The organism is Eubacterium sp. CAG:156, assembly GCF_000434315.1.
In the GTDB taxonomy this organism is placed as follows: Bacteria; Bacillota; Clostridia; order Lachnospirales; family Lachnospiraceae; genus Eubacterium_U; species Eubacterium_U album.
The window spans coordinates 70,147-84,353 of record NZ_FR878188.1 but is presented as its reverse complement, the minus strand read 5'-3'; the positions used below and the strand labels follow the sequence as shown (position 1 = coordinate 84,353).

The 14,207-nt window shown below is 30.8% G+C and carries 10 protein-coding genes and 1 tRNA gene; 1 reads left to right on the top strand and 10 read right to left on the bottom strand.

Annotated elements, in window-relative coordinates:
- Nucleotides 1-135: 135 nt before the first annotated feature.
- The 3 genes from ilvN to ABMA45_RS10520 all read right to left on the bottom strand — a co-directional run bounded on the left by ilvN (nt 136) and on the right by ABMA45_RS10520 (nt 7,607).
- Nucleotides 136-618, bottom strand: coding sequence for an acetolactate synthase small subunit (gene ilvN, locus ABMA45_RS10530; RefSeq protein ID WP_022089853.1), 483 nt, complete (start codon nt 616-618; stop codon nt 136-138).
- A gap of 180 nt (nt 619-798) precedes the next feature.
- Entirely contained in the window at nt 799-5,487 is a 4,689-nt protein-coding gene (locus ABMA45_RS10525) for a leucine-rich repeat domain-containing protein (RefSeq protein WP_022089852.1), read from the bottom strand.
- 176 nt (nt 5,488-5,663) lie between these two features.
- Nucleotides 5,664-7,607 (bottom strand): RICIN domain-containing protein, encoded by a 1,944-nt coding sequence (locus ABMA45_RS10520; RefSeq protein ID WP_022089851.1) that lies wholly within the window; start codon nt 7,605-7,607, stop codon nt 5,664-5,666.
- A 261-nt stretch (nt 7,608-7,868) separates the two neighbouring features.
- Here ABMA45_RS10520 and ABMA45_RS10515 point away from each other — a divergent pair.
- Nucleotides 7,869-7,941 (top strand) — tRNA-Thr (locus ABMA45_RS10515).
- Between the two features lie 170 nt (nt 7,942-8,111).
- On the opposite strand, the gene rlmB is transcribed toward ABMA45_RS10515, so the two are convergent.
- From rlmB to ispF, 7 genes are all read right to left on the bottom strand, one after another.
- Nucleotides 8,112-8,852, bottom strand: coding sequence for a 23S rRNA (guanosine(2251)-2'-O)-methyltransferase RlmB (rlmB, locus tag ABMA45_RS10510; protein ID WP_022089850.1), 741 nt, complete (start codon nt 8,850-8,852; stop codon nt 8,112-8,114).
- A 24-nt stretch (nt 8,853-8,876) separates the two neighbouring features.
- Nucleotides 8,877-9,329 carry a Mini-ribonuclease 3 gene (locus ABMA45_RS10505; protein WP_022089849.1) on the bottom strand — a complete coding sequence of 151 codons (453 nt, stop codon included), beginning with the start codon at nt 9,327-9,329 and terminating at the stop codon, nt 8,877-8,879.
- Nucleotides 9,314-10,720: a cysteine--tRNA ligase gene (gene cysS / locus ABMA45_RS10500; protein ID WP_022089848.1), complete on the bottom strand. Its 1,407-nt coding sequence runs from the start codon at nt 10,718-10,720 to the stop codon at nt 9,314-9,316. The genes ABMA45_RS10505 and cysS overlap by 16 nt, the downstream gene beginning before the upstream one ends.
- 4 nt (nt 10,721-10,724) lie before the next feature.
- Complete coding sequence (cysE, locus tag ABMA45_RS10495) at nt 10,725-11,378, bottom strand: serine O-acetyltransferase (protein ID WP_022089847.1); 654 nt, start codon at nt 11,376-11,378, stop codon at nt 10,725-10,727.
- A 92-nt stretch (nt 11,379-11,470) separates the two neighbouring features.
- Nucleotides 11,471-12,472 carry a GNAT family N-acetyltransferase gene (locus ABMA45_RS10490; RefSeq protein WP_022089846.1) on the bottom strand — a complete coding sequence of 334 codons (1,002 nt, stop codon included), beginning with the start codon at nt 12,470-12,472 and terminating at the stop codon, nt 11,471-11,473.
- A 47-nt stretch (nt 12,473-12,519) separates the two neighbouring features.
- Complete coding sequence (locus tag ABMA45_RS10485) at nt 12,520-13,431, bottom strand: DUF2156 domain-containing protein (protein ID WP_022089845.1); 912 nt, start codon at nt 13,429-13,431, stop codon at nt 12,520-12,522.
- 3 nt (nt 13,432-13,434) lie between these two features.
- A complete protein-coding gene (gene ispF, locus ABMA45_RS10480; protein WP_022089844.1) occupies nt 13,435-13,902 on the bottom strand; it encodes a 2-C-methyl-D-erythritol 2,4-cyclodiphosphate synthase in 468 nt (155 codons plus the stop codon).
- Nucleotides 13,903-14,207: the final 305 nt, after the last annotated feature.

The window sequence follows — 14,207 nt, the reverse complement described above, 5'->3', positions numbered from 1 at the left end:
TAATGAAAGGTTACAATCTTCCTGATAATAAATTTTTGCTTCTGACATTGTTACGCCTCCGTAAATATATGTATTATTTGTTGCATAAAGCAACTAAAAACCAATCTGCTTTATCACAGATATAATTTTTGTTTATTATTTTGTTCCTCTTGCAAGACCTGTAATTCCTGTTCTTACAAGTTCTAAAATTTCGTAATCAGCTAAAAGATTCAAGAATGCATCTAATTTATTCTGATTTCCTGTTAATTCAATAATAAGTGAATCTATACCAACGTCAACAATCTTAGCTCTGAAGATATCAGCTACTGCCATAACCTGCTGTCTCTGTTCAGGTGTTGTCTTAACTTTTGTTAAAATCAATTCTCTGCACACTGAATTATTATCTTCAAGTACCTCAACCTTATTTACGTCTACAAGCTTTTCAATCTGTTTAATAATCTGTTCGATTATATCATCATCGCCTGTTACAACAATTGTCATTCTTGAATATCTAGGATCCTGTGTTACTCCAACAGTTAAGCTATCAATATTATAACCTCTTCTGCTGAACAAACCAGCTACTCTATTAAGTACACCTGATGTATTATCTACCAAAACTGATAAAACTTTTTTATTCATATTTGAGTAACTCCTTCTTTTTATTTTACTCATTTTATATTATCACATATGCATTTTTTGTCAATAATTGCACATTTACCACATATATAAAACCAGCATTCTTTTTAGTTCAACATATCATTTTTATAAACATTCTATAACAAAGTATTTATCTTTCTCTATATAAACACTTTATAAATATTATTTGATTCTTACAGCTTTTACCTTACTCCATTTTCCATACTTTTTCTGTTTTCCTGACTGAATATAAGTTCTAATTTTAAAATACACTTTTTTCTTTGATTTCAATTTCTTTTTTATAAATTTAGAAGTCGACGATTTCTTAATAAATTTTATAGTCTTATATTTTTTGCCATTCTTTGACATTTGAATCTGATATCCAGTAATTCCACTGATTTTACTCCAAGTTAAAGTTGCCTTTTTCTTTCCTCGTTTTACTTTCAATTTTATAATCTTATTAAGATTTTTAGTGTCTGAAATATCAGAAATACTATTTTTAGTTGTATCTGTGATTTTATCAGAAACATTAAATTCAATTATTTTCTCAATATAAACATTATTTTCTAATTTTACTCTAACCTTTATCGCAGCTTTTCCAGCTTTTTTCCCTGTTACATAGATAGCTTTTTCTTTATCTTTATAATCATAAGATACAAAATTCTTTCCATCGTTAACATACGAAACTTCAACACCTTTATACATTGAGTTAACTGGTTCAAAACTCAAATCAATTTTTGTTTTTTCATTAACAGTTATATTTGTATTGCCACTATAAACAATATTGGAAACTTTTTTCTTTGTTGGAGTTACAGTGACTGTTCTTGTAGTGTTATTTACAATCTCGCCACCTCTCATAGCACAACATGAAATTGTCACTTTACTATTATCATCCGGCAAGCTTATAATGGTTACATTTCCCCAATTGTCCACAGTCGCAACATTTTCATTACTTGAAGTAAATTTTAATGTATTTGTAGTAATACTTGACATGTTAGACATAATATCATCCTTAATAGATTGATTGAAAACGTTTGTAACACTTGTCAATATACAGTATGTACTATCTAATTCTATCGACTTATTCTCTAATGTTATTTTAGAAATATCTCCGTCTACCACAACTTCATATGTTACACCACACTTTTCATTTCCTATTGCAGGATAAATTGTAACTTTTGTTTTACCTGTTTTTTTGCCAACTAAGGTAAATGTCATTCTATTTGTATCAATGTTTCTTACTTCAACTATACTGTCGTCCTCTACAACCGATGTAAGCATTTTATTTGCAATATTTTCGTTAAATTCGTATTTATACTTAATTCCATTAGTATTTAACAAATCAAGTCTATTACCGGATTCAACAATATTATCATTCTGATCCTTTACTACTAATTTTAAATTATCAGATGAAACAACTACATTAAACGTCCTTACAGCTTCTCCTGCTTTTGATTTGACATTTATAACGGCTTTTCCCATACCTACAGCTTCAAGTTCACACTCAGTCACTCCATCTTTTTCTTCAACATTACAAACCTTTACAACTGACTCATCATCACTTGTGTATGATATTTTATCTTCATATCCACTTGGGACATCAAGCTGATATGACAATGTAGCTGTAATTTTTGTTTTGTCTAACAAAGTAATATCCACATTTCCTTTATTCGCAATTTCTTTGTTATTTTCATCTTTAACAGATGATATTGTTCCAGGGATTACATTATAAACATATATTGTCTTTATAATTGTTCCTGCCTTTACTACAATTTTACTTGTGCCACAGCCTGTGCCTGATGTTTTTACATCTATGTATTTTCCATCACCTGATACTGTATAACTTATAAATTCTTCTCCTGTTTCAACCTTCCATTCAATCTTATCTGTCATATCGCTATCATTTGATTCAGGTATAAAATTAGGTTTAATTCTATATGACTTTTTATTATTTGTACTATTTATATATAATGAATCATCTGCAATAATTTCCTTACACGGATTTGCCTGAACATCCACTAAATATAATCCTGAAACAGCACACGGATTAACATAATATCCACTATCCCCTTTACCAAGTATAAAAGAAATATCGCCTTCTACTGTAACTGGTACGTCATCTGCTTCATATTTTCCCTGAATTCTTGGAGCAATAATATTAACTTTTCCACTTCCCGTCCAATTTGTTGCCGAAATATTGTGAGAAAAATTCAAGTCTGCAGTTACACTCATAGGAAGTTCGTCCATTATTCCTGAGAACGAATCATTATCCTGATCATATTCCAATTTAGTATCGCCAATTTTTACTAATTTTATTTTATTCCATGTTTCCTTTTGTATAGTGTAAAACGGTAATACTACTTCCGAATTAACCCTTACAACCTGATCTTTATTAACTACTCTTACAGATAAAGAAAATTGCGGAACATATGAAATATTATCCTCTGTCATCTTTACAATACAACTATCTGATAATTCACTAAAACTGTCTCTGTATTTAACAGGTATAGTTAATACACCGTATGCAAAATTTTGATTAATTGTACAAATATCCGGTATATCAATATATTTTAAACTCACATCATTAGACATACTATTATTCTGTACATTCTCAACGGAATCACAAAATCTAACATCTTTCAAAAATTGACAGTTTGAAAATGTGCCAGACATTATGTTTTTAATTTTTCCTTCTTTATTCATAATAAAGTTTGTAAAAGGGCAATTTGCAAAAGCTCCTCCTCCAATATATTCAATTTTTGAAAGTGCGGATGCATCACACTCTGTTAATCCTCTCTTTTTTGAAACAACACCGTCAATGATTCTTGAGCAATTATTAAAAGCATTATTTCCTATTTTTACTAAATTATACGGAAGATTCAACTTACCAATATTTTCACATCCGCTGAAAGCATCTTTCTCAATTATTTCCAGACTTTCAGGTAATTTATTATTCAACTCTAAATTTTTACACTGATAAAATGCTTTAACGCCAATTTTTTTCAATGTGCTAGGAAATTCCACTTTATTTAAACCCACATACCATGTATCATTTTCACGCTTTAAGGAAGATACAGTTCTATCATCACTACCATATAAATTAGAAAAACAATTATCAAACATTCCTTCAGGAACCTCTGTCATTTCTGTAGGAAGTTTAACAGTTTTCAAATTTATGCATCCTTTAAATACATTTTTTCCAAATACAGTTCTATTATTATTCGACAAATCAATATCTTCTAATCCTGTATATGAATGTGTATATACCTTTTGCTTATTTGCTCCCGGTACACATAATACAACTTCTATATCAGAATCATATTTATTGTAACTATCTCTAAAATTTTCCTGATTAAAATATCCAATATTCAGTTCATAATACTCCTGCCCATTTCCATATGTATAATATCTATATTCAGTATCTCCCTCCTGGTAAGTTTTATGTATATCTTTCTTTGAAATATATACGCTTCTTCTTCCTTCACAAACTTCTTCTTTTTTTATTGCCCCGCAATTTTCAAATGCACTTTCACCAATCAATGTAATGCTTGATGTAAAATTAACATTATGCAAATTCGTAGCGTTTTTAAAAGCCTTACTTAATATTTCTATACCAAAATTAATATTATCCTGATTTTCTGAAGGGAAATGAACATCTGTTAAATTATAGCATTCTATAAATGCCTCACTTCCTATAGAAAGTATTGTATTTTCTTTTATTTCATGTGTATATTCCCCAAAATTAACTTTTTGTAACAAACTACATTTTTTAAAAGCTTCGAATCCTATAGTTTCAATATTATCCGGCATATTTATTTCAATAAATTTACAACCTAAAAATGCATAATCGCCAATATAAGTTAATTTATCTAATCCTTTAAATATATCAGAATCATATACACTTGTTCCCCAAAATGCTCTTTCTTCAATTCTCTCAATTGATTTAGGCAAAATAACTTTATATAATGATGAGCACCCATTAAATACATTTCCTGAAATAGTAGTCATTTTTGTATTTTTTGACAAATCAATTGAATATAATCCACTTTCACCAAACGCATTATTTCTTATATCTATAATTTGTTCCGGAATTGCTATTTTTCTTAGAGCTTTTGTTCCTCTAAAAAAGCCAGCCGGAATTGCTGTCATGGCTGCACCAAATGTAACATTTGATAATGCTGTACATCCGTCAAAAACTCCTGTTCCCAATCCATTAACAGAATCATCACTTGAGTTTTCCAAAGCTGCATTAATATAATCCGGTATCTTTATACTCTCCAATGATTCACAAACACTAAAAGCTCCATTACCAATTTTAATTAACGATTCAGGTAATGTTACATTATTTAACTTTGTACATCTGCTAAATGCATCATTATGAATTTTCTTTAAACCATCAGGTAATACAACCGTTTCAAGACTTTCGCACCTATAAAAAGCTGCTTCATCTATTTCTTCTAAATTTTCTGGTAATTTTATTGATGTAAGATTACACATCTGGAACTCATACTTATCAATCTTTTTAACTTTTGAAAGAGTGGACAAATCCATATTTTTTACAAGTCTCATATATCCTAAACCTGTAACTTCCTGAATTTGAGGATAATTGCTTAAATCCAAATCTCCCTCATATTCCTTTAATTCTTTAAAAGTCAAATCGTTTCCATTTGAAATTATGTCTTTTAAAGCATTTCTCAATTCAGTATCCGGTATAATTTCTTCATTAACCACCTTTGAATCTGAATACTTATTCTGGTCTGTTGATGCAGATACGTTTTCTTTCAACAAATTTATTCCCGAATAATCTGCCATCGTAAATACTATTACTGTTGCTAAAATTGTAGCTAAAATTCTTTTTGAAATTTTCAGCATAAAACTCCCCTTTTCAATATAAAATAAATATATAACATAAGTATTTTAGCATATTTTTCTTATTCAAACAATATATGCATTGTTTTTTATTAAAATAACTTTTACTTTTTCGCTCTAAACACCTAAAAAAGGAATTGTCACGTTACCGTAACAATTCCCTTTTATAATATATTACTTTAATTAACCATTTCAAATTTCCACAACTGGTTAGCCTGAGCTTTATAATCCCACTGCTGAACATTTCCACCATTAGATGTAGACCATCCGCCAACTTCTAATGACTTATTGCTATGCTTGTTAATGAAGAATACATATCCTCCATCAACCTGAGTAATATACCATCTTTGATTAGCTGTTTTATTATTATCCCAAATTATGGCATTACCACCATTATCCTGTGGCCATCCGCCCATATCAAGAGCTTTTCCTGTTAATGCACTTTTAATAATATATGTGTAGTCATCATTGTTATAATCTAACTCCCATTCCTGAGCTATATTTCCATTTGCCTCACACTGCTGTACATTTGTACCACTTGCCTTATTTGCTCCTGCAACATCAAGACAAAGTCCACTATGTTTATTAACAATCTTATATCTTGCTTTTTCAACTTTAATAGATGATACTCTATCATTAAATGCTGTGCCTATCCATTTAGTGTCTGATGTGACAACCATTGATTCGCCACCAAAATTATCATTATCATATAATGTAACTTTGTATCCAAAAGGTACTTTAATAGATGACAAATCATCATTTTTAAATCCTTTTGCCAAAAGACTGCTTAATGTATAATTTCCAACTCCTAAAGATGCTGTATTTCCACCATAATTAATATCCTGATAAATATATACATCTCCTGATGTTGAATTTACATTTCCTGATGAACTGCTTCCTGATGATGAGCCACTGCTGTTATGTGTATATGTGTATTTTGATGTATCTTTTACATATCCTGATGTATTACAATATGTAAACCAATAACTAACATTATCTCCTGATTTCAATCCATTAATAGTATATGTTGCCTTATTTCCTGATTGTGTCATTCTTACATTCTGCTGTGCACCATTATTTACTGAATAATGAATATCTGTCCATTTTGAATCATTTACATAAGCTGTAGCTGAATTGTTTCCTGACGAATTCATTCCCATTCCACTAGCTGGTGTATTTGATGTATCTGTATTTCCTGTATTTCCTGTATTTCCTGTACTTCCCGTATTACCACTATTTCCACCATTGTTTTTATCTACATTATTTGATGATGAACTATCAAATGAAGGATTGTCCTGATATACTCGAACATAATCAACTTTCATTTCCTGTGGGAATGCACTATCATCAATTGAAAATCCCGGCCAATTGCCACCTACAGCCACATTAAGCAATAAATAAAATGGCTTGTGGAATTCATCTGTATCTCCTGCATTATTTGCTATTGACATTTCATAGAATTTATTTCCATCTACAAAAAATCTAATATACTGATTATCCCACTGGAGACCGTATGTATGATACTGTGTTATATCAAAATTTCCAGTTGGTTTTCCATATTCTGCATGTCCATTTGCATTCCAATGACATGTACCATATGTTTTATTTTCTGCATTTATTGCTTCCATAATGTCTATTTCACCACACGATGGCCAACCTACACTTCCAATATTTGCTCCCAACATCCAAAATGCAGGCCAAATTCCCTGACTAGACGGAAGCGCAAGTCTTGCTTCTACATATCCATATGTAAATGTAAATTTTCCATTTGTATTAAGTCTTGCTGATGTATAATTTTTTCCACCATACGCTTCTTTTTTAGCTCTAATATGTAACGCTCCATCAGCAACATATGCATTATCTGTTCTATTGGTATAGTACTGTTGTTCATTATTTCCCCATCCATTTGAACCTGTTCCTATTTCAAATCCCCATTTTGAAGCGTCAATAGAATTCCCATTAAATTCATCACTCCATACTAACGTTGATGAAGTTGTCGCTCCCTTAACCGGTGACACATTTATTGTACTCAACGACATAGTCGCAACCATCGCAACTGATGCTAAGCCAATAATTGCTTTCTTTGCATACAAAGAAAGTATTTTCTTAGATAATTTTCTCATTAAAAAAGTCCTCCTTCAAACACATCATATAGCTCATTATAATCATTCCCCAATTTCCAATTGTATATAGTTTATCATTTTGCACAATCTTTTTCAATATTGCAATGTTTTTTTATGAATTTTGCACAATTATTTTATTTTTTTAATCGTTAACATTTCAATTAAGCAATACAATTTGTACAATCAAATAAATTACATTTACTTTTTTCTATTGTCTATTTACTATCTTTATGTTATTATCATTTAAGTTAAATTAATTAAGCCCCCGTAGCTCAGTCGGTAGAGCGCTACCTTGGTAAGGTAGAGGTCTCGGGTTCAAGTCCCGTCGGGAGCTTCTAAAAAATAAGAATCAGCATCTGATTTGCTGATTCTTATTTTTTCTATTTAATACTTAATGCTAAATTTTAATTACACTTTAAAAAAATTAAAACTATATAATCATCTTTCTATCAGAATTTCATTCATTATAGTCTTCTCTGTCTATCAAACAAAGCATTTAATATATTATAGCATTCTCTGTCTTACAATTTCATATGCTAAAACACCTGTAGCAACGCTAGCATTAAGGGAATCTATATCTCCAAACATAGGCACTGAAGCAATAAAGTCGCATTTTTCTTTTACAAGTCTACTTACTCCTTCTCCCTCATTTCCTATAACAAGACCTATAGGTCCTTTCAAATCAAGGTCATACATTCTTGTTCCACCCATGTCAGCGCATACAAACCATAATCCTTGGTCTTTAAGTTTTTCAATTGTTTTTGCTATATTAGTAACCTTTGCTACAGGAGTATAGTTTATTGCACCTGCTGAAGCCTTTGCAACTGTTGCTGTTAACCCTGCTGCTCTGTGTTTTGATATAATAACTCCATGTGCACCTGCTAAATTAGCAGTTCTTATTATCGCCCCTAAATTATGTGGGTCTTCAATATTGTCTAAAACTATAATGAAAGGCTGTTCATCTTTCTCTCTTGCCCTTTCAAGAATATCATCAACTGTAGCATAATCATATGCAGCTACATACGCTATTACTCCCTGATGTTTTCCTGTTTCAGACATTTGATCCAGACGTTCTTTTTTAACATAATTTATAATTGTATCTTTTTTCTTAGCTTCTCTAATAATTGTGTTCATCGAGCCTTCCTGACAATGCTCTAATACAAACAATTTATCGATTGTTTTTCCCGCACGGAACGCCTCAATTACAGCATTACGTCCTTCTAAAGTCAACTCGCTATATCTCATTCTATTTCCTCTTAATCTTAAAGCTTATTCCTTATCCTCTTTAATATTGTTTAATCCTTTTTTTATAAGTTCCATCATTCTTTCAGACTGCTCAGTCAAATATAAATATCCCATTACAGCCTCAAAACCTGTTGCTCTTCTGTAATCACCCATTGATGCATTCTTTGCCCTTGTTATAGCTTTAGCATTTCTTCCACGCTTATAAACACGAGCCTCATCTTCAGTCAAATCTTCATAAAGACTAAGTATCATATCTGATTGGGTTTTAGCTTTTACTAAATCTGCAGCTGCTTTATGAATTTTGTTAACCTGCCTGTTTGCTTCATCAACTATCATTGTTCTGATTACAATTTCATAAATTCCATCCCCAATGTAAGCCAATGTCAAAGGTGAATAATCAACAATATTAATTTCTTTTAATCCCATGGATTCTTTTATACTTTTAAAAATGTCGTTATTATTTACGCTTTTGTCCATGTTGTTCCTTCTCTTGTATCTTTCAAAACAATTCCTTTAGCTGCGAGTTCTTCTCTTATAGCATCTGCTGTTGCAAAATCTTTTGCCTTCTTAGCTTCAGCTCGTTTTAAAATCCTTTCTTTAATATACTGTTCCATTTCAGAATCTACGTCTGAACTTTCCTGTGTATTTTCATTTTCCAATAAATCCAAAGATAATACTTTATCAAAATCTTCAATAATGTATCTCTTTGTTGCATCATTTACATCATCTTTTAATAAGTCATAAATTAAAGTAATACCTGATGCTGTATTTAAATCGTTTCCAACTATTTCTATAAATTTCTTTTTATATTCAGCTGCCTTTGCCTCATTAACAGTTCCTTCTTTGTCTAATTTAGCAATTCTATTCTTTAATTTCTTATATCCTGCAGCAACTGAATCTAATACTTCATACGAAAATTGCAATGGTTTTCTGTAATGAGACTGTAAGCAAAACATTCTGTACACAAGTGGATTATATCCTTTTTTCTCTAAAAGAGATACTGTAAGAAAATCACCTTTTGATTTACTCATTTTACCTTGCTTATCATTTAAATGATGAACATGGAACCAGTAATTACACCATTTATGTCCAATATATGCTTCACTCTGTGCAATTTCGTTCGTATGATGAGGGAAAATGTTATCAATTCCTCCGCAATGCAAATCTAAATTTTCACCTAAATGCTTCATACTTATGCATGAGCATTCAATATGCCATCCCGGATATCCTACTCCCCATGGGCTATCCCATTTTAATTCCTGATCGTCAAACTTTGACTTGGTAAACCACAATACAAAATCAGTCTTGTTTCTTTTATTTTCATCAACATCAACATCATCTCTTACACCAACCATCAAGTCATCTTCATTATGGCTTGACAAAGTATAGTATTTGTCCAATTTTGATGTATCAAAGTATACATTTCCACCTGCGATATATGCATATCCTTTTTCTAACAATCCGGAAATCATTTTAATAAATTCATCTATACAATTTGTTGCCGGTTCAACTACATCAGGTCTTTTGATGTTTAATTTATTACAATCGCTAAAGAAAGCATCTGTATAAAACTTTGCAATTTCAAGAACTGTCTTATGTTCTCTTTTTGCTCCTTTAAGCATCTTATCCTCACCTGTGTCGGCATCACTTGACAAATGACCTACATCAGTAATGTTCATGACTCTTTTTACATTATATCCTTCGTATCTTAATTCTTTTTCAAGAACATCTTCCATTATGTAACTTCTTAAGTTTCCAATATGTGCATAATGATAAACTGTAGGCCCACATGTATACATTCCTACCTGTTTTTCGTCTATCGGTTTAAATATTTCTTTTTTCTTCGTCAGCGTATTGTATATTTGCATCTTATTACTCCTTAATATGATTTGCTAGTTTCATCATTATTTCTTTTAATTCGAGATTTTCTTTTTTAAGTTGTTTTATTTCCAACTGAACAGGATTTGGCATATTAACCTGATCCAAATCGAGCCTTGGCATTCTTACATTATCCTGTTTTACAATTTCACCCGGTACACCTACAACTACTGAATTCGGAGGCACTTCTTCTAAAACAACAGAACCTGCTCCAATTTTAGAATTTTCTCCAATTGTAAATGAGCCTAATACTTTAGCTCCCGCTCCAACCATTACATTATCCTGCAAAGTTGGATGTCTTTTACCTTTTTCCTTTCCTGAACCACCTAATGTAACACCCTGATACAAAGTTACGTTATCTCCTATTATTGTTGTCTCACCAATAACAACTCCATGACCATGGTCAATAAATAATCCTTTACCAATCTGTGCTGCAGGATGAATTTCTATTCCAGTCTTTCTTGCAGCTCTTTGTGATATCATTCTTGCACGAAATACGTGTCCTTTTTCATATAACTTATGAGCTTTTCTATATTTATATATTGCCCAAAAACTTGGGTATAACAATGCTTCTAAATTTGTTTTAATTGCAGGGTCTCTATCCTTAATTACTTCCACCTGCTCTTTATAATATTGAATGAATCCCATTTTAAATCCCTCTTTTTACTTCCTTCTATAAATATCAATAACCTATATCCATAGATATCAACATAGATTATACACACTTGTAATGATAATTTCTATACATAATCATTAATAAAAAATCCGTGCTTCATACAGACTTCAGGCAATCCATCAATTAATTTATAACCAAATACATGTTGTGTCAACTGTCCAATTGTAACATGAAACTCTGCTTCTTCAGTTGTTGGCTCCATTTTTATATTTGTATGCTCATAGGAAATTTTAAATCTTCCATTATTTCCCGGAAGGACTGAATCCTCAATTTCTATCACAAACTGTCCTACTCCTCTCATTCCTATAAGTCTTAGTGTTTTTCTTAAATTTATAATTCTTGCCATGGCATATGGCTTTTTTTCATTTAGCAACCATGTCATACTTTGTGTTTCATTGTCAAGAACTTCCTCAATTGCTTCATCATCTACAACTATTCGATATCCTACAACAACCTTATTCTCAACATAAATTTCGATTCTGCCATCCTCAACTTCTAATAAATCATTCATTTTTTTAAAATAATCTCTATTTTTAGTCAAAGACACATCATACCTTTCTTCCATTGCCGACTCAGCAAAAATTGCTAATCTTGGGAAATCAGAAGGCTCTGCCTTTCTAAGAATAAGTGAATGGCTAGGTTTTTTCCTTGCTTCTTCCTTTTTCTGTAGTTCTTTATCCATTACATACTCAAAGCCAAGTTTTCTATAAATCATGGCGTTTGTCTCATCTGATGGAATCAAATATGTGAATGCCTCCATATCTTCATACATATCACTAAGAATATACTTGAATATTGATTTCATTACACCTTTTCTTCTGTATTTTTCTAATGTTGATACACCGTATATATAAAATACATTAGTTTTAAGCTTACCTGTTGTTACAGTCTTTGGTATCAAATGTACTGCACCAATAATTTCTCCGTCCTCTTCATCAACTGCAACAAAATTATTCTTAAGACAATTATTCATATAGTAATCCGTATATTCCTTACTATCTTGAAAGCATTGTTCATAAATACTTCGGATATTCAGTTTTTCGTTTTTTTCTAAATATCTAATCATGTTCCATCTCCTGATATTCAAACAATTTCTAATCGAACAATTAGAAACTATTTTTGAATTATTGTATATTTTTCAACCATATATATTGGATTATATGACAATTTTGACTTTCTTAGTCCTTCTAATCCCATATCGTCTTCTCTGTTTTCTTTTGCTGCATTTGGAAATGCTACTTTTAAGAACTCGCTACATATAAAAGTATATAAACCACGAATGTTTGGATTAGCTTTTTCCACAGGAATATAAACCATATCTTCCTGTTTGTAGTAATTTCCAATAGTAAACGCTTCTAATTTATCATCTATATAAACTGAGCCAATTTTATAATCAAATACATTTTCATGTTCTAAAAGATATTTGATTCCAATTGCTTCAAAATCTATAAATTCTTTTTCTTCTGTATGCTCTTTATGCTGTTTCCAATTTTCCAAATAATCCATTATCTCATCATGATGCGTACTATCTAACAGTTTAAATTCATATCTTCCTTCATATTCCCTACAAAATGCATTGTAATGATTCTTTTTTTTATGATATTTTCTACCACTTAATGTCTGTAATTTTTGAGCATCATATACATAATCATAATAAGTTCTATCAGGAATTACAGTATACTTATCTTCCGGCAAATTAAGAATATCAACTGCTTCTTTATCAACTACATACATAACAAGCTTCTTATTTAAAACTTCATTAAAGTATTTTTGAGTATCATAAAAGCACTCTTTTAAATCTTCGTTCCTGCAACATGGAACTGAAGAATAATATTTATTATCTTCGCTTTTTGCTACCCACATCACACCTTTTTCATTACAAAAATATTGTGTTGGATAACAATCAGTCCACATATATAAATCCAACAAATTACTGTCTGCCGTCTCTGGCCTTCTCATTAAATAATATTTCTGTAACTTATTGTAATCTTCAATTCTAATATCTTTTAATTCTACATCCTTCATAACTTAATTAAGCAGTGCAATCGCCTGAGATGAAATTCCCAAGCCTTCTCCTGTAAATCCTAATCCTTCCTCTGTCGTTGCTTTAATACAAACCTGATTTTCGTTTATATTTAAAGCTTTCGCTACGTTTTTTACCATCTGTTCTCTATATGGAGCAAGTTTTGGTTTTTGTGCAATAATTGTTGCATCAATATTTCCAATTGTATAATTGTTATCTTTTAACAATTTTCCTACGTGTTCTAATAATATAATACTCGATATATCTTTATATTGTTCATCATTGTCAGGAAAATGTTTTCCGATATCTCCAAGTGCAGCTGCACCAAGAAGTGCGTCCATAATAGCATGAACAACAACATCAGCATCTGAGTGACCAATCAATCCATATTCATACGGAATTGTAACTCCACCCAAAATTAATTTTCTCTCTTTTCCTAATCTATGAACATCATATCCCATTCCAATTCTCATAATCTATTTCCTTTAATAAATACAACAAATTAATTCAAATATATATTATAGCATTTTTCTATATCTCAGTCGATATACGACTTGTTAATTAAAATACTATATTTATACACTCTCTGACACATATTTTTTAGTATAACACTATTCATGTATTTTTATCTACAAAGATTACAAGTTTTGTAACAAATAATCAATGCTCAATTTTTTCTTATAAATTTCATAAACCTTCTAAATAAACGAAAAAAAAGAAGGTTTCCTTAATCAGAACCTTCTTAAGTAGCGAAGGGGGGATTCGAACCCTCGACACC

What these genes read in the sequence shown, in the direction of transcription:
- ABMA45_RS10520 (WP_022089851.1), bottom strand. Translation starts at nt 7,607, where the DNA reads ATGAGAAAATTATCTAAGAAAATACTTTCTTTGTATGCAAAGAAAGCA.
- ABMA45_RS10490 (WP_022089846.1), bottom strand. Translation starts at nt 12,472, where the DNA reads ATGATTAGATATTTAGAAAAAAACGAAAAACTGAATATCCGAAGTATT.
- ABMA45_RS10525 (WP_022089852.1), bottom strand. Translation starts at nt 5,487, where the DNA reads ATGCTGAAAATTTCAAAAAGAATTTTAGCTACAATTTTAGCAACAGTA.
- ispF (WP_022089844.1), bottom strand. Translation starts at nt 13,902, where the DNA reads ATGAGAATTGGAATGGGATATGATGTTCATAGATTAGGAAAAGAGAGA.
- ABMA45_RS10485 (WP_022089845.1), bottom strand. Translation starts at nt 13,431, where the DNA reads ATGAAGGATGTAGAATTAAAAGATATTAGAATTGAAGATTACAATAAG.
- ABMA45_RS10505 (WP_022089849.1), bottom strand. Translation starts at nt 9,329, where the DNA reads ATGGACAAAAGCGTAAATAATAACGACATTTTTAAAAGTATAAAAGAA.
- cysS (WP_022089848.1), bottom strand. Translation starts at nt 10,720, where the DNA reads ATGCAAATATACAATACGCTGACGAAGAAAAAAGAAATATTTAAACCG.
- cysE (WP_022089847.1), bottom strand. Translation starts at nt 11,378, where the DNA reads ATGGGATTCATTCAATATTATAAAGAGCAGGTGGAAGTAATTAAGGAT.
- rlmB (WP_022089850.1), bottom strand. Translation starts at nt 8,852, where the DNA reads ATGAGATATAGCGAGTTGACTTTAGAAGGACGTAATGCTGTAATTGAG.
- ilvN (WP_022089853.1), bottom strand. Translation starts at nt 618, where the DNA reads ATGAATAAAAAAGTTTTATCAGTTTTGGTAGATAATACATCAGGTGTA.